Consider the following 22115-nt stretch of genomic DNA (forward strand, 5'->3'; position numbering starts at 1 on the left):
GTGGGGAACACCACCGGCTCGCCTGCCAGAAGGCGGGGGAGGAGCTCCAGCGCGGTGTCCGAACGGTGGCCGCGCTGCGTGTACGGGACGCCGGCCGCCGCCCACTGGCCGGGGCCGCCGCCGGATCCGACGCCGAGGACGAGGCGGCCGTCGGAGACGTACTGCAAGGAGGCGATCTGCTTGGCGGCCCACGCGAGCGGGCGGATGGCGGGGACGAACACGCTCGTCCCGATCGTGATCCTGGACGTGGCAGCGGCGGCGGTGGCCAGCGCGATCGGGGCGTCCAGCGTCGGGCCGCCGATGGCGAGATGGTCGCCGTGCCAGACGCCGTCCAGGCCCGCGTCCTCGGCGTGCCCGGCAGCCTCCCGCAGCGTGACGCCGTCCCGGCGCTGGACGCCCACTCCGGGCAGGATGACGCCGATCCTGAAAGTAGCCATGTCGCAACCGTGCAACCTGAAGCTTGGTTGATGTCAACGGCGCAGATCTTCAACGGCGCCCGTGGTCGGCGGCGTCATAATCGTGTGGCGCAGGACGGCGAGCGTGGAGGAGCATCGCCTCATGCTTCCCACTCCGGTACGCCCGGCCACCCCGGAGGACGGGCGGGGGTTCGCGCCGATGCGCCGCCGCGTGGAACGCCCCCTGTGAACGGCCGGGAACGGCGCTTCGCCGAGCGCGAGGAGCTGACCGGCCTGGTACGCGACGCGCTCGGCCGGCGCCTGGTCGCGGTGGAGCGGCTCAGGGGCGGCACCAGCAAGGGCGTCTACCGGCTCACCCTCGACGACGCCCCCAGCGTGGTGCTCTACGTCTGGTCCGACGAGGAGGACTTCTGGACCCGCACGGCCGGGGACCGGGACGAGCTCCGGCAGCGGGGCGAGGGCGCGGAGAGAGGGTCGGGAGGGCGGTCCCCGGAGGTGTCGGGGGTGCGGCTTTTCGAGGCGGCGCATGCGCGGTTGGCTGATCTGGGGGTCCGCGTTCCCCGTCTGTACTTCGCCGACGGCTCGGGAAGGCGCTATCCCGGTGAGGTGGCGCTGGTCGAGGACGTGCGGGGTGGCACGTTGGAGGCGCAGATGACCGGGCCCGCGATGGGCCGGCTGGCGGAGGGGCTGGCCGTGATGGCGAGGTGTCGTTCCCCGCAGCACGGGAAGGTCGCCCTGGTCGAGAACGGCCGGGGCGACCCGCGACCCGCGTCCCAGAGGGTCCTGGAGTGGGCGCTTCGCGACCTCGCCGAAGCCGCTTCCCGGGTGGAGCGGATCCGCGAGATCCGCGGCCGGCTGGCGGACGACCTCGGGCAGATGGCCGCCGGCCTGCGGCCGCGGGAGAGCCACGGCCTGATCCACGGCGAGCTGGGCCCCGACCACGTGCTGATCGACGAGCACGGCGAGCCGGTGCTGATCGACATCGAGGGCACGATGTACTTCGACGTCGAATGGGAGCACGTCTTCCTGCGCCTGCGGTTCGGCCCTCACTACGGCCGCCTCCGCGTCGAGGGCCTGGACGAGGCCAGGATGCGCTTCTACCGCCTGGCCCAGCACCTGTCGCTCGTGGCCGGCCCGCTGCGGCTGCTCGACGGCGACTTCCCTGACCGGGAGTCCATGATGGGAATCGTCCGGCATCACCTCGCGGAGGTGCTCGCCTGGCCGGCGCGATGAGTTACGCCGCTCACAGAGGTCTCACCGGTATGCGCAAACTCCTTTACTGCATGCTCATCTCCCTGGACGGCTACGTCGAGTCCCTCAACGGCGACATCAGCTGGTCGGGGCCCGACGACGAGGTCCACGCCTTCATCAACGACCTGTCGCGCGACATCAGCGGCGCCCTGTACGGCAGGCGCCTCTACGAGAACATGTCCGCCTACTGGCCCACGGCCGACGAACGGCCGGACGCCCCGCAGATCGAGATCGACTTCGCCCGCATCTGGCGGGACACACCCAAGTACGTCTTCTCCAAGACGCTCGACAAGGTGGACTGGAACAGCACCCTCGTCACCGGCGACCTGGAGACCGAGGTGACCCGGCTCAAGCAGGAAGGGGACGGCTACCTGGAGGTGGGCGGCGCCACGCTGGCGCACAGCATGATCCGGCTCGGCCTGGTCGACGAGTTCCGGATCTTCGTCCATCCGCTGCTGCTCGGCCGCGGCAAGCCGTTCTTCCCCGAGCTCGACACCGCGGTCAGGACCTCGCTGCTGGAGACCCGGGCGTTCGACTCCGGCATCGTCTACCTCCGCTACGGCGTCGAGCACTGATCAGCCCTTGCGCCCGAAGCGGAAATCGTCAACTCTTAAGAAGGTTTCCAATAGGGCTGGGGAGCGGCCGGTGCGTGGTGGACATGTCCTGGCGGTTCTCGTCCTGCTGCTGTCCGTCGCCTGTGGTCAAGCCGAGAGCGCCGAGAAGGCGGAGCCGGTCAACGCCGACGACGTGATGTTCGTCCAGATGATGGTCCAGCATCACCGGCAGGGCATCGAGATCGCCAGGATCGGCGCCTCGCGCACCGCCGATCCCGAGGTGAAGACGTTGACGGCGGCCATCGAGACCACGCAGCAGGACGAGGTCGAGATGATGCTGCGCTGGCTGCACGACTGGGACCAGCCGCTGACGGCCGCCTCGGCCGCGCACGACCACCACGGCGGCATGCCGGAGACCGACCGGCAGCGTCTCCAGCAGCTCAGGAAGTCGCAGAACTTCGACTACGACCTGCTCACCGTGCTGATCGAGCACCAGGACGGCGCCGTCACGATGGCCGCCGACGAGGTGACGCGCGGCGCCAACCCGGCGGTCCAGCAGTGGGCCGCCCAGGTGCAGACCTCCCGCAGGGCGCAGATCGCGATGATGACCGACCTGCTCAAGCGATGAAGCGGTAGAGCGGCAAGACCGCCATCACAGGCCATATGTCACGAAATAAACACTCCTCATAGACGCCGTGTCGATTAAGTGATTAGATCACTTGATATGTCCGAGGTGACGCGGCCGACGCTTTCCGACGCTCTGACCGAGCGCATGCTGGAGCTCATCCGTTCGGGAGGGCACCGGCCCGGCGACAGGCTGCCTTCGACCAGGGAGCTCTCCCAGCGCTTCGCCGTCACCACCCCGACGCTGCGCGAGGCGCTGCGCAGGCTCGAGGCCACCGGGGCCATCGAGATGCGCCACGGCTCCGGCATCTACGTCGGAGCCGCCATCGAGCGGCTGGTCCTGCCCAACCCCAACATGCGCGAGATCCGTGCCGCGCAGCTCCTGGAGCTGCTGGACGCCCGGATCGTCATCGAGCCGCCGCTCGCCGCGATGGCGGCCGGGCGCGCGGCAGAAGAGGAGCTGACGGCGCTCAAGCAGGCCCTCGCCACGGCGGGCCGGCATCTGGGCGGCGATGACGCCGAGTTGCACGACGCGAACATGTCCTTCCACCGCGCCACCGCGCGGATGGCGGGCAACGTCGTGCTGCACGAGGTCATCGACGCGCTGCTCACCGTCCACGGGCCGGAGCAGCGCGAGATCCTCCAGCTCTTCGACGACCGGCGCCGTGACCACGAGGAGCACCTGGCGATCCTTGCGGCCATCGAGGCGCGCGACGCGGCGCAGGCCGAGGAGCTCATGCGGGCCCACCTGGTCGACGTGAAGACGGTTATCGAGCACAGGGTGCAATCCCCCCGATGAACAAGGAGGCCGGCCCATGTTCCGGTCACGTGTGGCCACGCTCGGCGCGGCGGCGCTCGTCCTGACCGCCTGTGGCGGAGGCGGCGGCGAGGCGCCGCAGAAGAAGACCGAGCTGAGCCTGTACAACGACAAGGGCGCCTGGACGAAGTACTTCGACGAGATGGGCGCGGTGTCCAAGCAGAGCATCGGCCTGAGCATCAAGCCGACGGGATACACCGACTCGGCGCAGTACCAGGCGTTCATCAAGGCGTCGTTCCGCACGAACGTCAAGCCGGATCTCTTCACCTGGCAGACCGGGGGGATGCTGGCGGAGATCGTCAAGCAGAAGCAGGTGGCCGACACCTCGGCCGTCTGGCAGGAGGCGATCAAGGCCGGCGACCTGTCGCAGGACCTCATGCCCTACTACACGGTCGACGGCAAGCAGTACTGCGTGCCGATGAACGTCGCGTACTGGGGGATGTTCTACAACAAGAAGGTCTTCGACCAGTACGGCCTGAAGCCCCCGCAGACCTGGGACGACCTCGTCAAGGTCGCCGACACGCTCAAGCAGAACAACGTCAAGGCGTTTTATCACACCAGCGTGCTCTTCTCGTTCGTCTGGTTCGAGCAGCTGCTCGCCGGCACCGACCCCGACCTGTACGACCGGCTGTCCACCGGCCAGGCGAAGTACACCGACCCGGGCGTCGTCCAGGTGATGGAGCGCTGGAAGCAGCTCATCGACGCCGGCTACTTCATCAACCCCGGCGACAAGACCGACCCCGCCGACGTGCTGAAGAACGGCAAGGCCGCGATGGTGTCGTTCGGCAGCTGGTTCAACACCAGCATGGCGTCACGGAGCATGAAGGCCGGCACCGACTACGACTTCTTCGTCATCCCGAACGTCAACCCGGCGCTACCCAAGACCTCGATGATCTTCGAGAGCGGCCCGTTGTGCTCGCTGACCAAGGCGGCCGATCCCGACGCGAGCATGCGCTACCTCAAGTGGTGGACCACCGCCGAGGCGCAGGAGAAGTGGTCGACCAGCCGCGGCGACGTGAGCGCCAACCCGAAGGTCGCGATCGACGACAAGGCGCTCGGCGCGGTCACCAAGGACGCGGGCAGCGGCGAGTACCGCCTGGTGAACCGCTACTTCGAGGCCACCCCGCCGCCGATCCTGACCGCCGCGCTCGACGGCTTCTCCAAGTTCGTCACCGAGCCGGCCACGTACATGGAGGTCCTCCAGACCATCCAGCAGGCCGCCGACGAGTACTGGAGCACGCATCAGTGACCCGCATGAGCACGCGAGGGAGCTGCCGTCGTCTGGAGGAGCGGCGGGAGCGAAGCGACCAGAGCGGGGGAAGACGGCGGCATCCAGGGCGACCGAGCCGGCCTCGCGGAGCGAGGCCCATAAGCACGCGAGGGAGCGCCGTCGTCTGGAGGAGCGGCGGGAGCGTAGCGACCGGAGCGGGGGAAGGCGGCGGCATTCGGGCGACCGAGCCGCCGAACGGAGTGAGGCCATGAGAGCACGCGCTCCGATGCTCGGCAGGTTCAGGTACGGATACGTGGCGCCCGCGGCACTGCTGGTCGCGGGGCTGCTCTACGCCCCGTTCCTGTGGACGGCCTATCTCAGCCTCACCCGTTACGACGGCCTGGAGTCGCCGGCGTGGATCGGGCTGGACAACTTCGTCAAGCTGTTCGACGACGCGGCGCTGCTCACCTCGACCCGCAACACCCTGATCTGGGTGGTCGGCACGATGGTGCTGCCGGTCGGGCTCGGGCTGCTGGTGGCGGTGCTGTCCTATGACATCAAGGGCGGCGCGTGGTTCCGCGTGCCGTTCATGCTGCCGTACGCGCTGAGCGGCGCGGGCCTGGCGATGGTGTGGAGCCCGATCCTGTCGCACGACGGCGTGGCCAACCGGCTGCTCGGCGTGGACACCGCGTTCCTGCAGGACTCGCCGTACAACACGCTGGCCATGCTGCTGGTCTGGACGTGGCAGCAGCTCGGCGTGAACACGCTGCTGTTCGTGGTGGGCCTGCAGTCGATCCCGAAGGAGCCGATCGAGGCCGCCCGGCTCGACGGCGCCTCCGGCTGGCGGTTGTTCCGGCACGTGATCTGGCCGCTGATGCGCCCGCTGACGGCGGTCGTGGTCGGGCTCGCGCTGGTGGCGGGGCTGAAGACGTTCGACATCGTGTGGGTGCTGACCCAGGGCGGCCCGGGCCGCAACTCGGAGACGCTGGCGGTGACCATGTACAAGGAGACGTTCGTGTCCAGCGACTACGGCTACGGTTCGGCGGTCGCGGTGATGCTGACCGTGGTGACGGGCCTGGCGTCCTACCTCTACCTGCGCAGGCAGGTGACGGCCACATGATCAGGCGTGCCGTGCTGGTCGTGCTCGGGCTGATCTGGCTCGGGCCGACGTATCTGCTGCTGGTCAACGCCTCGCGGCCGGCCGACTCCTACGACCCGGGCAGCGCGTGGATCCCGTCGGGCGACTTCGCGCTGCTGCGGAACTTCGTCAGCGCCGTGGAGGGCGCGAACCTGTCGGGGAGCCTGGCCAGCACCGCGCTCTACAGCGTGGTCTCGCCGCTGCTCGGCGTGGTGATCGGCGCCCTGGCCGGCTACACGATCGTGGTGCTGCGGCTGCGGCACGGTTTCTGGTGGTTCCTGCTGATCTTCGGCGGCACCGTCTTCCCGTCCCAGATGCTGCTCGTGCCGCTCTTCGTCGGCTACAGCGACGCCGGTCTTTACGACAGCCGCGCCGGCATGATCCTGCTCTACACGGCGATCAACGTGCCGCTGGCCGCGTTCGTGCTGCGCAACTTCTACAGCGGCGTGGCGTTCTCGATCTTCGAGGCCGCCCGCATGGACGGCGCCTCCACGTGGCGGATCTTCTGGCGCATCTACCTGCCGATCTCGTTCACCGCGCTGGCCGCCGTCTTCATCCTGGAATTCACCTTCATCTGGAACGACCTCATCTTCGGCCTGACCCTCACCCAGACCGAAGAGGTCCGGCCGGTGATGACCGCCATCGCCGGCCTGATGACCGACGTGTACGCCGGCACCCCCGTCCCGGTCGGCCTGGCCGCCGGGCTCGTGGTCTCGCTGCCGACGGTCGTGCTGTTCCTCGCCACCCAGCGCCTCTTCGCCAGGGGCCTTGCTCTAGGGAGTGTTCATTGACCAGCCGGTTGCTCCAGCGCAGTCTGGGGAGCCCCGACTACGACGGCATCAGGCAGGCGCTGCGCGACGACACCTCGACGCCCGTCATCAGCGTGCGCGGGCTGGAGGTGCGGGTCGCGGTGCTGCCGCTGTTCACCCACGACGGCCGGCAGGCGGTCCGGGTGTCGAGCACCGAGCCGCTGACGCACGTCCTGGTGGGCGTGGACAGCGCGTCCGGCACCGACGTGACGCTGCTGGTGCCCGAAGTGGACGCGCCGCGCGTGCTGACCCTGGAGTGCCGTGACGACGCGGGCGTGGTCGGCAGCGCCGAGGTCACGGTGACTCCGCAGCGCAAGTGGAGTGTGTTCGTGGTGCACCACTCGCACCTCGACATCGGCTACACCGACCCGCAGGGCACGGTGCTCCGCCATCACCTCGACTACCTCGACACGGCGCTGCGGCTGGCCGAGGAGAGCGCGTCCTGGCCGGACGACGCCAAGTTCCGCTGGTCGGTCGAGTCGTCGTGGCCGGCGCTGAAGTGGCTGGAGGCCCGGCCGAAGGAGCTGACCGACCGGTTCACCGAGCTGGCCAGGGCGGGCGTCATCGAGGTGACCGCCTTCCCGTTCCAGCTGCACACCGAGGCGTGCTCGACCGAGGAGCTGCACCGCCAGCTCCGCTTCACCCAGGAGCTCGGCTTCCCGGTCAGGTCGGCCATGCACACCGACGTGCCGGGCGCGGTCGTCGGCCTGGTGGACGCGCTCAGCATGGCGGGCGTGCGCTACCTGGCCGCCGCCCACAACTGGGCCGGCCGGTCGGTGCCCTACCTGCACGGCGGCGACAAGCTGACCCGGCCGTTCCGCTGGCGGGCGCCGAGCGGGAACGAGCTGGTCGTGTGGTTCACCGACACGCCGCACGGGATGGCGTACATGGAGGGCAACACGGTCGGGCTGACGGACTCCTACGAGCTGGCCGACGACCTGCTGCCGCGCTACCTGTCGGCCCTGGCCACCCGCGGTTACCCGTACGGGCCGGGGACGTTCGGCTGGCAGGGGCCGGACGCGCCGAAGGAGCCGTACGAGCTGGACGTGCTGCACCTGCGGGTGCAGGGCGCGCACGCCGACAACGCGGGCCCGTCGATCGTCCCCGCCGAGATCGCGCGGCGGTGGAACGAGCAGTGGGCCTACCCGCGGCTGCGCTCGGCGATCAACAGCGACTTCTTCGACCACGTCGTCGAGCGCTACCACGACCGGCTGGCCGTGCACGAGGGCGACTGGACCGACTGGTGGGCCGACGGGCTCGGCTCGGGCGCCCGGCCCCTCGGCTACGTCCGGCGCGCGCAGTCGGCGCTGCGCGTCGCCGAGACCCTGCACACGCTGGCCGGCGTGGACGCGACGGAGCAGGTCGACGCGGCCTACGACAAGGTGGCGCTGTTCAACGAGCACACCTGGGGCGCGGCCAACCCGTGGGAGGACGCCGAGGAGGCGGGCGACTCGGGCGGCCTGCAGTGGACGCGCAAGTCGTCGGGCGCCTACCAGGCCCAGGACGACGCCGCCGACCTGCTGCACGCCGCGACGCGCAGGTTCGCCGCCGCCCTCTCCCAGGACGGCGACACCGGCGCCCTGGCCTCGTTCGCCGTCTTCAACCCCGCGACCACGGCCAGGACCGACGTCGTACGCGCGTTCCTGCCCCGCGACGTGGTCGCCCTGGACGTGCCGATCGCGCTCGTGGACGCCCGGACGGGACAGACGCTTCCGCACCACGAGGAGGTCGTGCACCCGGAGGACTGGCCGACCCGGCCGATCGGCCGGCACATCCACGCCGTCGTGCCCGACATTTCTGGATACAGCCATGTGCGCCTGGACGTGGTCCCCGGCGCCACCCAGGCCCCCGAGCCGGTCGAGCTCGACCCGACCGGCGTGATCGAGAACGAGTTCTACCGCGTCGCCTACGACGTCCGCGAGGGACACATCAGCTCGATCTTCGACAAGCGGGCCGGTCGCGAGCTGGTCAACGCCGACGCCGCCGCCGGCTTCGGCCAGTACGTCTACGACCAGTACGCCACCGCCCCCCACTTCAACCACCTGTCGGGCCACGTCGGCGCGCACGACCGCACCCTGCTCGGCGATCGCGCCATCGGCCGGCACGCCAGGATCACCAAGGTCCAGCGCACGGCCGTGGGCGAGAAGCTGGTCGTGGAGCTGCACGGCAAGGGCGTCGACTGGATCCGCACGACGATCGAGCTGCACGCCGGCGTGCCCCGGCTCGACCTGACGTACCAGCTGGCCAAGCAGGGCACCCCGGCCAAGGAGGCCGTCTTCCTGGCCTTCCCGTTCGCCGCGGGCCAGGCCACGGCCTGGGAGCTGACCGGCGGCGTCGGCGGGCCTGACGTGCCGAGGGTGCCGGGCTCGGCCGAGTACATGCTGCCGATCCGCCACTGGATCGCCTTCGAGGACCCGGAGCTGACCATAGCCTGGGCCACGCTGGAGGCCCCGCTCGTGCAGCTCGGCACCATTCACATGCCGTACGCGCCGTTCCCGCCCACGCTCGACCAGGAGGACGGCACGGTCTACTCCTGGGCGCTCAACAACATCTGGGACACCAACTTCCCGGCGCAGCAGCAGGGCGAGACGACCTTCCGCTACGCGGTCACGTCGGAGGTGGGGGCGCGGGGCAGGCGGCTCGGCGCGGTCGCGGCCTCCGGGCTGACCGAGCCGCTCGTCGCCGCGCTGGTCAACGGCTCCGGCACGGAGAAGACGTACGTCTCCGTCGACCACCCCGACGTGCTGGTCACGTCGCTCGGCCGGTCGGGCGACGAGTGCGTGGTGCGGCTGCAGTCGCTGGCCGCCGAGCCGGTCGAGGCGACAATCACGCTGCCCGGCCTGCGCTCGGCGCGGGACCTGGACGTGGTGGACGAGTCGGTCAAGGTACGCCTGCCCGCCTGCGGGGTGGCGGTCGTTTGGGGGACGTGTTCGTGAAGATCGCAGACATCAGGGCCACGACGGTCGCGGTCCCGCTGGAGGCGCCGCTGCGGCACAGCAACGGCGCCCACTGGGGCCGGTTCGTGCGCACGATCATCGAGGTCGAGGCCGACAACGGGCTGGTCGGCCTGGGGGAGATGGGCGGCGGGGGCGAGAGCGCGGAGGCGGCCTTCAAGGCGCTGGTGCCCTACCTGGAGGGGCACGACCCCTTCCAGCTGGAGGCCCTGCGCTTCAAGATCGCCAACCCGACGGCCTCGCTCTACAACAACCGCACCCAGCTCCTCGCGGCCATCGAGTTCGCCTGCCTCGACCTCATCGGCCAGCACCTCGGGGTGCCCGTGCACGACCTGCTCGGCGGGCGCGTGCGCGACGCCGTGCCGTTCGCGTCGTACCTGTTCTTCCGGTACGCCGCCGAGGGCCACGACGAGATCCGCACCCCCGAGCAGCTCGTCGCGCACACCGCCCGGCTCAAGGAGGCCCACGGGTTCACCGTGCACAAGCTCAAGGGCGGGGTGTTCCCGCCCGACTACGAGCTGGAGTGCTACCGCGCCCTGGCCGCGGCCTTCCCCGCCGACCAGCTGCGCTACGACCCGAACGCCGTGCTGTCGGTGGCCGAGGGCGTGCGCTTCGGCCGGGCCGTCGAGAATCTGAACAACGACTACCTGGAGGACCCGGTCTGGGGGCTCGAAGGGCTGAAGACCGTGCGCGAGCAGGTCAGGGTGCCGATCGCGACCAACACCGTGGTGGTCAACTTCGAGCAGCTCGCCGCGAACGTCATGCGCAGGGGCGTGGACGTGGTGCTCCTGGACACGACGTTCTGGGGCGGCATCCGGCCGTGCGTGAAGGCGGCGGGGGTGTGCGAGACGTTCCAGCTCGGGGTGGCCGTGCACTCGTCGGGTGAGCTGGGCATCCAGCTGGCGACCATGCTGCACCTCGGCGCGGTGCTGCCCAACCTCACCTATGCCGCCGACGCCCACTACCACCAGCTCAGGGACGACGTGATCGAGGGCGGCAAGATGGCCTACTCGGAGGGTGCCATCCCCGTGCCGTCGGGGCCGGGCCTGGGCGTGCGGCTCGACAAGGAACGGGTGGCCCGCTACGCCGAGCTCTACCGTGAGCTGGGCGGTTACCCCTACGATCGCGACCCCGGCCGGCCCGGCTGGTACGCCACCGTCCCGAACGAGCGCTTTGCGGACCCGGACATTTCCCAAGAAATAGCACCATAATTAGGCGGCATGTCTGAAGAGTCGAAACCCGCCGCCCCCGCCGACAACCTCGTCACCTCCTCCCACACGTTGCCGTCCGGCGAGGCGTACACCGCCACGACCGGGACCATGGTGCTGCGGGAGGAGGTGTTCACCGACGGGACGTTCGAGGGTCTGCGGCCGAAGGCCGAGATGTTCGTCACCGCGTACACCCTGGACGGGGCCGACCCGCTCACCCGGCCGGTGACGTTCGCCTTCAACGGCGGGCCAGGGTCGTCCAGCGTGTGGCTGCACCTCGGCGTGCTCGGGCCGCGCCGGGTCGTCATGGGCGACGCGGGGGCGCTGCTGCCGCCGCCGTACGGGCTGGCCGACAACGAGGAGACGTTGCTGAAGGAGAGCGACCTGGTCTTCATCGACCCGGTCTCCACCGGCTTCTCCCGGGCGGCCGAGGGCGAGAAGCCGGAGCCGTACCACGGGTTCAAGGGCGATCTGGAGTCGGTGGGCGAGCTCATCAGACTGTGGACCACCAGGAACGGGCGGTGGATGTCGCCGAAGTTCCTGGCCGGCGAGTCGTACGGCACGGTGAGGGCGGCGGGGCTGGCCGAGCACCTGCAGTCGCGCTACGGCATGTACCTCAACGGCGTGATGCTGATCTCCTCGGTGCTGGACTACATCACCGGCGAGTTCAACGAGGGCAACGACCTGGCCTACGCCCTCTATCTGCCGACTTATGCGGCTATCGCGCACTATCACGGGCTGCATGGCGACCGGTCGCTGGAAGACGTGCTCCGCGAGGCCGAGGAGTACGCCGCGAAGGACTACATGTGGGCCCTGGGCCGCGGCAACCGGCTCACCGCCGAGGAGCGGGCGGCCGCGGTCGCCAAGGTCGCCTCGCTGACGGGGCTGAGCGAGGACTACGTCGACCGGGTGAACCTGCGGATCGAGCACATCAGGTTCTTCACCGAGGTGCTGCGCCCGCGCCGGCAGGTCGTCGGCCGCCTCGACGGCCGCTTCACCGGATGGGACCCCGACGCGGGACGCGAGCACTTCGAGGCCGACCCCAGCATGAACGCGATCACCGGCCCCTACGGCGCCGCGCTCAACCACTACCTGCGCTCGGAGCTCGGCTACGCCAACGACCTGCCGTACGAGATCCTCACCTCGCGCGTGCGGCCGTGGTCGTACAAGGAGTTCGAGAACGCGCACGTGGCGGTCGTGGACCGGCTGGCCAGGGCCATGCGGACCAACCCCCACCTGCGCGTCCACGTGGCGTGCGGCTACTACGACGGCGCGACGCCGTACTTCGCGGCCGAGCACTCCTTCGCCCGCCTGCCCGTGCCCGCCGAGCTGGCCCGCAACATCGAGTTCACCTACTACGAGGCGGGACACATGATGTACGTGCACGAGCCCAGCAGGCTGAGGCAGTCGGCGGACCTAGCGGCCTTCGTCCGCGCTCAGAACGGCTGAGGCGCGCTTCAGCCGCTGCTTGAGGTTGGCCCGCAGGGCGGAGAACCGCGCGGGATTGTCGGTGATCACCTTGTCCTGCCGCTCGGCGTCGGCCGTGTACCAGGCGAGCACCAGCCCCGACGACCACTTGCAGGTCGTGTCGTCGGTGGCCGTGCGCTTCTCCGCCTCGCCGATCTGCGGCTGGTCCAGGTTCCAGCGCTTGTCGCCGATGGCCGCCTCGGGTGAGGCGTAGGAGTGGCCGGCCTTGCTCATGCACTCCCGCCAGCGCTTGACCGCCGTGACCACGGACGGGTCCTTGGCGGCCTGCTCCAGCGTGACGGAGTCCTGCTGGGCCAGCCACGGCCAGTCGGCCTTGGGCGCGCCCTTGTCCAGGTCGAGCGTGGCCTGGTCGACGCAGCCCCGGTCGGCTGCGGTGCCGTACAGCCGCTGCCGGGTCTGCTCGGGCAGCTTGGCCGCCCAGGCGTCGGTGGTGTTCGGAGCGGGCGGCCTGGCCAGGTGGTAGCCGTGGGTCCTGGCCGCGTCGATGTCGGTGACGCCGTAGCGTCGCGAGTTGCCGGGGTCGATCGCCGCGAGGGTCTTGGGATCCTCGGCCGGCGGGGTGACCGTGATGCCGTGCTCGCGCATGCACGCGACGAGCAGGCGGTTGTGGGCGTTGCCCAGGACGGCCCGCTGTTTGGGAGTGGTCTTGTACGCGTCGAACGGCAGCACCAGCTTCTCCACCACGGTGACGCCCTGGGTGGGCGCCGGCGGTGCGGGCGGCTGCGGCTGCTCGGCGGCGCAGGCCGCGGTGACGACCGCCAGCAACACTGTGCTGGCGAGGACCCCGCGGCGGCCGGTTTCCGGCGGCCAAGCCCGGAAACCGGCACTCCCGGCGTCGGTCAGCGGCACCAGATGTCGAGCGAGCTGGCGCGGTTGTTGCCGACGGCGTTGTTCTCGAGCAGGCCATCGTTCGAGTTGTGCGTGAACGTGCTGTGCGAGCCGGTGTAACCGGGGTGCTGCCACAGGGTGGCGCTGCAGCCGATCCGGTTCCGCACGGAGCTGGTGTCGTTGTCCATGCTGCGCCAGGAGTTGCTGAAGTCCCAGTTCAGCCAGTTGTTGTCGGCGAGGTTGGAGTCGTCCTGGACGAAGTCCCGCCAGTGGTCGGCCTGCCCGCGGTTGTAGTCGTAGCCGGCGTACAGGCAGACGCGGCCGCCGTAGCAGGTCGAGCGCGGGCTCGCCACAGCGGCGGCAGCGGGGGCGGCCACGGTGAACAGTGTGACCGCGGCGACGATGCCGGCGGCCTTCTTGGATAGCCTCACGGGTCTCTCCTCAGATCGGTGAGTGGGTTTCGACCTCGGTAATGCGGCGTGCCGAATCGAACGCGAGCCGTGGTGACCCGCTGATCCCGCAAGGCTGCGCGCCCCGGAAAGGGTCGCGTGCCCGGCCGCCGACCAAGACGTACCAGTCCTGTGATGTGGGACTTCGCCGCGTTGACGCAACGCTTGCCAGCTGTGGTGCGCCACTGGAGGAACCCGTGGGCTCTGCTTTCAGTCGGGGAGGGCTGTCACTCGGGGAGCGCGGCGGGGTTCTGCGCGAGCAGACCGCCGTCCACGCGGTGCTCGGCCCCCGTGATGAACGACGAGCGCGGCCCCGCGAGGAACGCGACCAGCTCCGCGACCTCCTCCGGCCGGCCCACGCGCCCGAGCGGGTGGGAGCGGCCCCACTGCGCCACCTGCTCCTCCTGCGACAGCTCGCCCCGCCACAGGTCCGCGGCCCAGCGCAGCATGGGGGTGTCGACCGAGCCGGGGCAGACGGCGTTGACCCTGATGCCGTCGGCCGCGTGGTCGAGCGCCATGGCCTTGGTCAGGCCGTTGAGCGCGGCCTTGCTCGCGGTGTAGGCGGCCACCTTGGCCTGCGAGGCGAACGCCTGCACCGACGAGACGACCACGATGGAGCCGCCGCCGCGTTCGCGCAGCCGGGGGACGGCCGCCTGGCAGGTGAGGTAGACGCCCTTGAGGTTGATGTCGAGCACTTCGTCCCAGACGTCCTCGGGGGTGGTCTCGACGGTGCCGTAGCGCTGCACGCCGGCGCAGGTCACCACGACGTCGAGGCCGCCGTACCGGGTGACGGCGAGGTCGACCAGGTCGCGCATGTCGCCGGCCCGGCGTACGTCGGCGATCCTGCCGGTGACGCGCTCGCCGTCGACCTCGGCGTCCGCGTCCGCGCCGCAGAACACCACGGACGCGCCGCCGGCGGCAAGCCGGTCGACCACCGCCCGGCCGATGCCCATCGACCCGCCCGTGACCAGCGCCACCTTGCCGTCGAACTCGCTCACGCCAGCACCTCCGCGCGCATCCGCATCACCTTCGTCTCGTACGGGTCCAGCGCGAGCGCCGTCCCGTTGGCCACCGCGGCGGCCAGGCCGTCGGTCGGCATGCCGGCGAACGGCTCCAGCCCGATCGTGTACGCCCGTCCCCACCAGGGGTAGCCGGTGGACGCGCCGAGCTCCTGCCACATCCACAGGAAGGGCAGCACCGTCGCATCCCATTCCACCCGAATGCCGATATCTCCCACGATCTCGTACCAGCCTGTGGAAAAGCCGGTCAGGTAGACGATGTCGCTGGGGGAGCCGGGCTCGGGCACGACGCTCAGATTGGTCAGCCCGCCGCCGTGGGCCGGGACCTCGGGCCACGTGCCGCCCGCCGCGACCCTGCGGTCCGGCGGGTTGACGGCGCTCTCGTGCGGGATCACCGTGACGCCCTCGGGCAGCCTGATCCTGGCCCCGGGCCGCAGGAACGGGCGGCCGTACACGATGTGCTGCCCCCACATGGCGTGCAGCGCCAGCCCCGACTCGTTGGTGGCCCGCCCCTCGACCTCCAGCGCGGCCGTCCCTGACCGCACCCGCAACACCTTTTCCATCCGGTACGGCAGCCGCCGCGTGCGCACGCTCAGCCGCACCGCGACCTCTTCCGGGGAGTCGGTCACGACCTCGCACTCCCACGGCAGCCCCGACACCTCGCCGTGCTGCGCGAGCCGCGCGCCCCGGTACTCGCTGGGCGCGCCGCCGTTCGGGAAGACCTCCTGCCAGCCGCCCTCGTAATGGTCGACGAACGGGGCGACGTCGTCGGGCGCGCCCTGCAGGTGATCGCGCGGGTCGCGCAGGCCCTGCGGCGACAGCCAGACGAAGTCGGTGTCGGTGGGCTTGTGCAGGAACTCCACCACGTCGCCGCCCTTGCCCGGCAGGACGGTCACGCGCAGCCGTTCGTTCTCCAGCGTGACCGCGTCGATCCCGCCGATGGAGCCCCGCCGCAGCCGGGCCGCCCAGTTGCGTCTCACCGGAACGTCACGTCCAGGAAGCGCGGCCGGTAGATGGAGACGTCGCGGTAGTGGTCGGTGTTGACGAAGCTGTTGACGTTGTACGACACCACCAGCCCGTCGCCCGCGACGTCGGGGTGGGCGTGGGCGTTGTAGGTGAAGATGTTCCCGCCGGTCTCAGGGGTCGTGTAGACGTGCTGCTTGCCGGTGAACGGCCCGAAGGGCGAACAGGACGAGTAGGCCACGATGTTCGGGCTCAGCGCCTCCGTTGTGTCATGCGTGATCAGGACATATCCGGATCCGACCTTGGTGACGCTGTACTCGTTCGCCACCCCGCTCATCACCCGCGCCGAGTCGGCCTCGTCCGGCGACCAGGTGCCGTCGGCCGTCAAGAACTCCCAGTCGCCCAGCAGGCTCCGGCCCTTGACCCGGGCGATGTGCATGTACTTGGGCGAGCCGAGGTCCTCGACCCCGTAGACGTAGGTGTGTCCGCCGTCCTCCAGGAGGCCGGACGCCCAGGCCACGCCGTTGCCCGACGGCAGGTCGTGCACGCCGATGGGCTCGGTGAGCCGGCCGGGCGCGAACCTGGCCACCACGTTGCGGTGCCAGCGCCAGTCCCATGCCCCCGGGCCGAAGCGCTCGTACTCCTGGTAGGTGACCTCCACGACCCCACCGGCCAGCGTGGCGTCACCGGCCCAGTACCAGTGGTTCGCGTCGCGCGGGGGCATCAGCGCCTCCGGCTTGTCGTCCGTGCCGCCCTGGATGGTGGCCAGCCGGCCGTCGCGCTCGACGGCGAAGGAATTGTTCAGGAAGACCGTCGTGCCGCCCTCCTCGACCACCGGGGGCCGCGAGCCGTCGGCGTTGACCTGGCCGAGGAACGTGTCGGAGAACACCCACAGCTGCCGCCCGCTCGGCAGCCGCAGCGAGTACGTGCCATCGGCGCCCGTCCAGTCCTTCAGGCTGCTGTTGTCGTTGCCGTGGCTGGTGAACAGGCTGGTCAGCCGCGGGTTGACCGTCGCGCTCCCGACCTGCGGCGCGCACGCCGGGGCCGCCGCGGGCTGCTGTGGGACGGCGACGGACGGGACGGGCTTCGGCGGGGCGGCGGAGGCGGGCTGCGGTACGGCCGTTAGACCGAGCAACGCGATGGCCAGGGGGGCGAGGGCGGAGCGGAATCGCGTCATCACCTGTCCTAGGGGGAGGAGTCCCTACAGTTCTAGTCATTAGATCACTTACTGTCCAGACCCTTTGTGAGCACAAGCCGCCATTAGGGTTGGACGCCGAAACTGTCGCTGAGTGGAACGGACGTGTAAATGTCAGCCCATGTGTCGGTGACCCGCAGGGGACTGCTCAAGCTCGGCGCCGGAGTCGCCGCGACCGCGGCGCTGGCCCCGGCGGAAGCCGCAGCCGCCGCCGAGGGCCGGTTCGACCTCACCGCCCCCTCGACCTCGCTGATCTGGAAGAAACCGCTGCGCGACGGCACCGTGTTGCAGTCGTTCGCCATCGACAACACCAACCGGCACATCTACGCGGTGCAGCTGAAGAACGGTGGCGGCTCGAACGCCGCGGGCGACCTGTGCGTGACCAAGCTGAGCCTGTCCGGGTCGATCCTCGGCCACATGTACCTCATGGGCTTCGGCCACGGCGTCCAGATCGGCGTCGAGCCGTCGGGCACGTCGGCGTACCTGTGGACGGAGACGGACGCGGCGGGCGCGGCCGACGGGGCGAGGGGCACGCGGCTGGCCAGGTTCAGGTTCGTCAACGGCCGCACGATCACCCCGTCGTCGTCGGGACTGACCAAGTACTCCCTGGTCGCGGGCGCGTCCAACACCACCTGCACGATCGACCCCTCGACCGGCCGGCTGGTGATGCGCTACCACGACGGCAGCGGGTTCCGCTTCGCCGCGTACTCGCAGGCGGAGGTCAAGTCGGGCTCGAAGAAGCGGGTGTTCGACGTCGCCCAGCCCTCCGGCCTCGGCACCTTCCAGGGTTACGCCGCGTACGGGAACTTCGTCTACCTCCTGACCGGCAACGCCTACCACGCCGGCGACAACCCGCCTCCCGGCGACACCTACACCCACTGCGTCGACCTGCGCACCGGGAAGCTGGTCCAGCGCGCCCGCAGCGTGGCCGGCAAGTCGCTCGACTACCGCGAGCCCGAGGGCATGGGCATCCAGATCGTCAACGGCGCCCCGCGCCTGTGCCTCGGCCTCGCTTCCGGCCCCAGCGGCGACCGCCTGGCCAGCATCTTCTACAAGACGAAGCTGATCTGAGCCGGCGGAAATCCGTGTGACGGCCTCCCGGGCGGGCCGATAGCCTCGTGCGGGGTTCCGGAGGGATGAGTCGTGGGACATGTGGAAATAGGGCACCTGACATACGTGCTGCCCGACGGCAGGCCGCTGCTCAACGACGTGTCCTTCCGGATCGGCGAAGGCGTCAAGGCCGCCCTCGTCGGGCCCAACGGCGCCGGCAAGACCACGCTCATGCGGCTGGTCGCCGGTGACCTGCAGCCGGTCGAGGGCAGCGTGGCGAGCTCCGGCGGCCTGGGCGTGATGCGGCAGTTCATCGGCAGCGTGCGCGACGGCAGCACCGTGCGCGACCTGCTGCTCGGCGTCGCCCCGCCGGCCGTGCGGAAGGCCGCCCAGCGGCTCGACGACGCCGAGCTGGCCATGATGGAGCGCGACGACGAGAAGACGCAGATGCGCTACGCCCAGGCCATCAGCGACTACACCGACGCCGGCGGCTACGACATCGAGGTGCTCTGGGACACCTGCACGGTCGCCGCGCTCGGGGTGCCGTACGAACGGGTGCAATACCGCGACGTGTCCACGCTGTCGGGCGGCGAGCAGAAGCGCCTGGTCCTGGAGGCCCTGCTGCGCGGCCCCGACCAGACGCTGCTGCTCGACGAGCCCGACAACTACCTCGACGTGCCCGGCAAGGAGTGGCTGGAGCAGCAGCTCAGGGAGACGCCGAAGACGGTGCTGCTGGTCAGCCACGACCGCCAGCTCCTCGCGAACGCCGCCGACCGCATCATCACCGTCGAGTCGGGCAACATCTGGATCCACGGCGGCGGCTTCGCCACGTACGCCGAGGCCCGCAGGGCCCGCAACGAGCGCCTCGACGAGCTGCGCCGGCGCTGGGACGAAGAGCACGCCAAGCTCAAGGCCCTGGTCAACATGCTGAAGAACAAGGCGAGATACAACGACGGCATGGCCGCCCCGTACCACGCCGCCCAGACGCGGCTGCGCAAGTTCGAGGAGGCCGGGCCGCCCGAGACGGCCCCCGCCGACCAGAACATCACGATGCGCCTGCGCGGCGGCCGCACCGGCAAGCGCGCCGTCATCTGCGAGGGCCTGGAGCTCACCGGCCTCATGCGCCCGTTCGACCTGGAGGTCTGGTACGGCGAGCGGGTCGCGGTGCTCGGCTCCAACGGCTCCGGCAAGTCCTACTTCCTGCGCCTGCTGGCCGGCGAGCCGGTCGCTCACGAGGGCGTCGCCAGGCTGGGCGCCCGCGTGGTGCCCGGTCACTTCGCGCAGACCCACGCCCGCCCCGACCTGCTCGGCCGCACCCCGGTCGAGATCGTCATGACCGAGCATGCCCGCCTGAAGAACGAGGCGATGAAGGCGCTGGCCCGCTACGAGCTGGCCGGCCCTGTCGCCGAGCAGCGCTTCGACACGCTCTCCGGCGGCCAGCAGGCGCGCCTGCAGATCCTGCTCCTGGAGCTGTCCGGGGCCACGCTGCTGCTGCTCGACGAGCCCACCGACAACCTCGACCTGGCCAGCGCCGAGGCGCTGCAGGCGGGCCTCGCGGCATTCGACGGCACGGTGCTCGCGGTCACCCACGACCGCTGGTTCGCCGCCGACTTCGACCGCTATCTGGTCTTCGGCTCCGACGGCAGGGTCTACGAGTCCGCCGAGCCGGTCTGGGACGAGACCCGCGTGGTCCGCCCCCGCTGAGGGCTTCGGGCAAGAGATCCCTTAAAGAGTTGGTACGCCCGGCGCGTGTCCCCTGCCGGGCACGCCCAGGCTCGGGTTATCACGGCAAAGTGATCCTGCGTAGCCGAACCGTCAGCCTCCTCGCACTCGGGGCGATCTGCCTCACCGGGTGCGCGAGCGAGGACCCGCCCGCACAGCCAGCGCTCAAGCCCCTCGCTCTCAAGGAGCAGGTCTCGAACATCGCCAAGTCCGCCGACGGATACGCCGTCAGCTGGGCGGGCGTGCTCAACAACGCCAACCCATGGCACTTCGGCGAGCACGTCGTGGCGACGATCGTCGGTCACGACGCCAAGGGGGCCGAGATCGTCCGGATGGACCAGCCGCTCGACGCGGTGCCGCCGGGCGGGCAGCTGGCCTTCACCGGTCAGACGAGCGCCGCGCAGAAGCCGGCCAAGGTGTCGATCCAGTACCGTCCCGCGCAGTGGCGGCAGGCCGCCCGGATCCCTTCGGCGTTCCACCGGTTCCCGGTTTCGCGTGTGCAGACGATGCGCCAGAAAGACGGCTCGTACCTCATTACGGGATATGTCACTAATCCTTATCGGGTGACAGCCGGCAGCCTCGTCGTGAACGCGTTGCTGCGCGATCAGTCCGGCAAACTCGTCGGGGGCGGCAGCACGTTCGTGGACGACGTGAAGGCGGGCAGCCCGCCGCGATTCGTCCTCACGGTGAGCGGGGTGCCGAAGAACGCGAAGGTCGCGAGGACGGACGTCTCGGCGCGTACCTGGGGGTCCACCGGGAAGCCGTACGAGGAGCTGGCGCTGGCCGGGATGGCTCCGGTACACACGGTCAAGCCGACGACCGAGCCGTTCGCGGAGGACCGCAGGACGCAGATCGTGTCAGAGTATAAGCAGTAGTTTTCGCCGCAAACGGCGAAAAATCGGGCGGGCTCGTGATAAGTCCCGTAATTTACGCATGAAATTCGGGCGCGTTGCCCGAAAACCGCTGCCATCGCCGCTGAAATGGTAGAACTACTAGTTACCGATCCATTACCTTCGGTCACATGAATGACCGCGTCCTGGTAGAAGCCCTCCGCGCCCGTGATCGGGCGGCGCTCACCGCGCTCTACGACACGTACGCGGAGAGCCTCTACCGCTACTGCTGGTCCCTTCTCCTCAGCGCCGACAGCGCCCAGGTGGCGCTGCGCGACACGCTCATCGCCGCCGAGGCGCACGCGGGCGCGCTGGCCGACCCTGGGCGGCTGCGTGCCTGGCTGTACGCGCTGGCCAGGGCCGAGTGCCTGCGGCGCAGGGCCGCCGCGCCGCCGGGCGCCGACGAGGCCCTGGCCGAGGCGCCGCCGCTCGACGACCCCGCCGACGCCGACCTGCGCGTCATGGCCTGGAACGCCGTGCAGAGCCTGCCCGCCGCCGACCGCGAGACCCTCGAGCTCGTCCACCGGCACGCCGTGCCTCCCGCCGAGCTCGCCCAGGTGCTCGCGATCCCGGCCCGCCAGGTCGAGCCGGCCATGGAGGAGGCGCTGGAGCGCCTGCAGGACGCGATCACGGCCGAGATCCTGGCCAGGAAGGGCCCGTACGACTGCCCGCGGCGGGCCCGCATCCTGGCCGGCTTCACCGGCGAGCTGACCCAGGAGATGCGCGAACACCTGGTCAGGCACCTGCCGCGGTGCGAGACCTGCGCGCCCCACCGCACCCGCCAGGTGTCGGCCGCCAAGGTCTTCGAGCTGCTGCCCCAGATCGCGCTGCCCGAGTCGCTGCGCATCAGGGTGATGAGCTGCTTCATCGATCCAGAATTGCTGCCGTACCGCCGTTATGTCGCCCGGCGGACGAGCGCGCTCGGCGCGGCCGGATTTCCCGTTCCCGCCTTCTCGCAGGCTCGGCGGTGGCCTCAGGCGCTGGCGGGCGCGGTGGCGGCGGTCGCGGCCGTGGTGGCGATAGCCGTCATCTTCGACCAGATCGGCAGGGAGAACGGCGGCGTGAGCGGCGTGGCGACGGCCGCGTTCCCGCCCACGGGCGAGCCGCCCGGCATCCGCCTGCCCTGGCAGGCCGAGCCGCAGGACATGCCGCTGACCGTGGTTCCCATCCTCGACGAGACGGGCGCCAAGCCGGTGGGGACACCTCCAGGTCAGCCCCCAGGCCCGTCCTCGGAGCCGGTCCGGGGCACGCCTCCGTCGCGCGGGCCGGCCCGGCCCGCGCCGAGCGCGGGCACGCCGACCTCGCCCGGCGCGGGCCACTCCCAGCCGCCCCAGACCTCGCACCCGCCGGTGACGGAGGCGCCGCCCTCCGGAGTGCATCCGACGGCGCATCCGACGGTCCATCCGACGAAGGGCCCGCGGCCTGGCTGGCCCGGCGGACGTCCGCCGGGAGCGCGCCCTCCGGGCAAGTGGGTCTCGTGCCGGCGCGACCAGCGTCACCACTGTCCCCCGCACAGCCACCGGCCGCCCC

The 22115-nt window shown here is 70.5% G+C and carries 20 protein-coding genes; 14 read left to right on the forward strand and 6 right to left on the reverse strand.

Annotated elements, in window-relative coordinates:
- The coding region (locus E1286_RS33985) for an LLM class flavin-dependent oxidoreductase (RefSeq protein WP_132619117.1) at positions 1 to 437 on the reverse strand (437 nt) is incomplete at its 3' end.
- A 204-nt stretch (positions 438 to 641) separates the two neighbouring features.
- Here E1286_RS33985 and E1286_RS33990 point away from each other — a divergent pair.
- The 10 genes from E1286_RS33990 (at position 642) to E1286_RS34035 (ending at position 12430) form a co-directional block, all read left to right on the forward strand.
- Positions 642 to 1649, forward strand: a complete 1008-nt coding sequence (locus E1286_RS33990) for a phosphotransferase (protein WP_246075445.1) — start codon at positions 642 to 644, stop codon at positions 1647 to 1649.
- 29 nt (positions 1650 to 1678) lie between these two features.
- Complete coding sequence (locus E1286_RS33995; protein WP_132619121.1) at positions 1679 to 2242, forward strand: dihydrofolate reductase family protein; 564 nt, start codon at positions 1679 to 1681, stop codon at positions 2240 to 2242.
- A gap of 70 nt (positions 2243 to 2312) precedes the next feature.
- Entirely contained in the window at positions 2313 to 2849 is a 537-nt protein-coding gene (locus E1286_RS34000; RefSeq protein WP_132619123.1) for a DUF305 domain-containing protein, read from the forward strand.
- Between the two features lie 96 nt (positions 2850 to 2945).
- Positions 2946 to 3644: a FadR/GntR family transcriptional regulator gene (locus E1286_RS34005; protein ID WP_132619125.1), complete on the forward strand. Its 699-nt coding sequence runs from the start codon at positions 2946 to 2948 to the stop codon at positions 3642 to 3644.
- A gap of 16 nt (positions 3645 to 3660) precedes the next feature.
- Positions 3661 to 4911 (forward strand): ABC transporter substrate-binding protein, encoded by a 1251-nt coding sequence (locus tag E1286_RS34010; RefSeq protein WP_132619127.1) that lies wholly within the window; start codon positions 3661 to 3663, stop codon positions 4909 to 4911.
- 229 nt (positions 4912 to 5140) lie between these two features.
- Positions 5141 to 5992, forward strand: coding sequence for a carbohydrate ABC transporter permease (locus tag E1286_RS34015; protein WP_246075446.1), 852 nt, complete (start codon positions 5141 to 5143; stop codon positions 5990 to 5992).
- On the forward strand, positions 5989 to 6801 hold the full coding sequence (locus E1286_RS34020; RefSeq protein ID WP_132619129.1) for a carbohydrate ABC transporter permease: 813 nt from the start codon (positions 5989 to 5991) through the stop codon (positions 6799 to 6801). The genes E1286_RS34015 and E1286_RS34020 overlap by 4 nt, the downstream gene beginning before the upstream one ends.
- Positions 6798 to 9755, forward strand: coding sequence for a glycoside hydrolase family 38 N-terminal domain-containing protein (locus tag E1286_RS34025; protein WP_132619131.1), 2958 nt, complete (start codon positions 6798 to 6800; stop codon positions 9753 to 9755). The genes E1286_RS34020 and E1286_RS34025 overlap by 4 nt, the downstream gene beginning before the upstream one ends.
- Positions 9752 to 10984 (forward strand): enolase C-terminal domain-like protein, encoded by a 1233-nt coding sequence (locus E1286_RS34030; protein WP_132619133.1) that lies wholly within the window; start codon positions 9752 to 9754, stop codon positions 10982 to 10984. Before E1286_RS34025 ends, E1286_RS34030 begins: the two co-directional genes overlap by 4 nt.
- A gap of 9 nt (positions 10985 to 10993) precedes the next feature.
- On the forward strand, positions 10994 to 12430 hold the full coding sequence (locus E1286_RS34035; RefSeq protein ID WP_132619135.1) for a S10 family peptidase: 1437 nt from the start codon (positions 10994 to 10996) through the stop codon (positions 12428 to 12430).
- Here E1286_RS34035 and E1286_RS34040 read toward each other — a convergent pair.
- From E1286_RS34040 to E1286_RS34060, 5 genes are all read right to left on the reverse strand, one after another.
- Positions 12398 to 13237, reverse strand: coding sequence for a hypothetical protein (locus E1286_RS34040; RefSeq protein WP_132619137.1), 840 nt, complete (start codon positions 13235 to 13237; stop codon positions 12398 to 12400). The genes E1286_RS34035 and E1286_RS34040 overlap by 33 nt on opposite strands.
- A 71-nt stretch (positions 13238 to 13308) precedes the next feature.
- Positions 13309 to 13728, reverse strand: coding sequence for a peptidase inhibitor family I36 protein (locus E1286_RS34045; RefSeq protein WP_165970040.1), 420 nt, complete (start codon positions 13726 to 13728; stop codon positions 13309 to 13311).
- A 245-nt stretch (positions 13729 to 13973) separates the two neighbouring features.
- Positions 13974 to 14744 (reverse strand): SDR family NAD(P)-dependent oxidoreductase, encoded by a 771-nt coding sequence (locus E1286_RS34050; protein WP_132619141.1) that lies wholly within the window; start codon positions 14742 to 14744, stop codon positions 13974 to 13976.
- Positions 14741 to 15745, reverse strand: a complete 1005-nt coding sequence (locus E1286_RS34055; protein ID WP_132619143.1) for a DUF4432 family protein — start codon at positions 15743 to 15745, stop codon at positions 14741 to 14743. Before E1286_RS34055 ends, E1286_RS34050 begins: the two co-directional genes overlap by 4 nt.
- Positions 15742 to 16905, reverse strand: coding sequence for a glycoside hydrolase family 183 protein (locus E1286_RS34060; protein ID WP_132619145.1), 1164 nt, complete (start codon positions 16903 to 16905; stop codon positions 15742 to 15744). The genes E1286_RS34055 and E1286_RS34060 overlap by 4 nt, the downstream gene beginning before the upstream one ends.
- Positions 16906 to 17034: 129 nt before the next feature.
- Between E1286_RS34060 and E1286_RS34065 the strand changes: the two genes are divergently transcribed.
- The 4 genes from E1286_RS34065 to E1286_RS34080 form a co-directional block, all read left to right on the forward strand.
- Entirely contained in the window at positions 17035 to 17994 is a 960-nt protein-coding gene (locus E1286_RS34065; RefSeq protein ID WP_132619147.1) for a phage baseplate protein, read from the forward strand.
- Between the two features lie 72 nt (positions 17995 to 18066).
- Positions 18067 to 19677, forward strand: a complete 1611-nt coding sequence (locus E1286_RS34070; RefSeq protein WP_132619149.1) for an ABC-F family ATP-binding cassette domain-containing protein — start codon at positions 18067 to 18069, stop codon at positions 19675 to 19677.
- 89 nt (positions 19678 to 19766) lie between these two features.
- Positions 19767 to 20570 carry a hypothetical protein gene (locus E1286_RS34075; RefSeq protein ID WP_132619151.1) on the forward strand — a complete coding sequence of 268 codons (804 nt, stop codon included), beginning with the start codon at positions 19767 to 19769 and terminating at the stop codon, positions 20568 to 20570.
- Positions 20571 to 20716: 146 nt separating this feature from the next.
- The coding region (locus E1286_RS34080) for an RNA polymerase sigma factor (protein ID WP_132619153.1) at positions 20717 to 22115 on the forward strand (1399 nt) is incomplete at its 3' end.

The sequence above is a fragment of the Nonomuraea terrae genome, assembly GCF_004348995.1.
GTDB classification, from domain to species: Bacteria; Actinomycetota; Actinomycetes; order Streptosporangiales; family Streptosporangiaceae; genus Nonomuraea; species Nonomuraea terrae.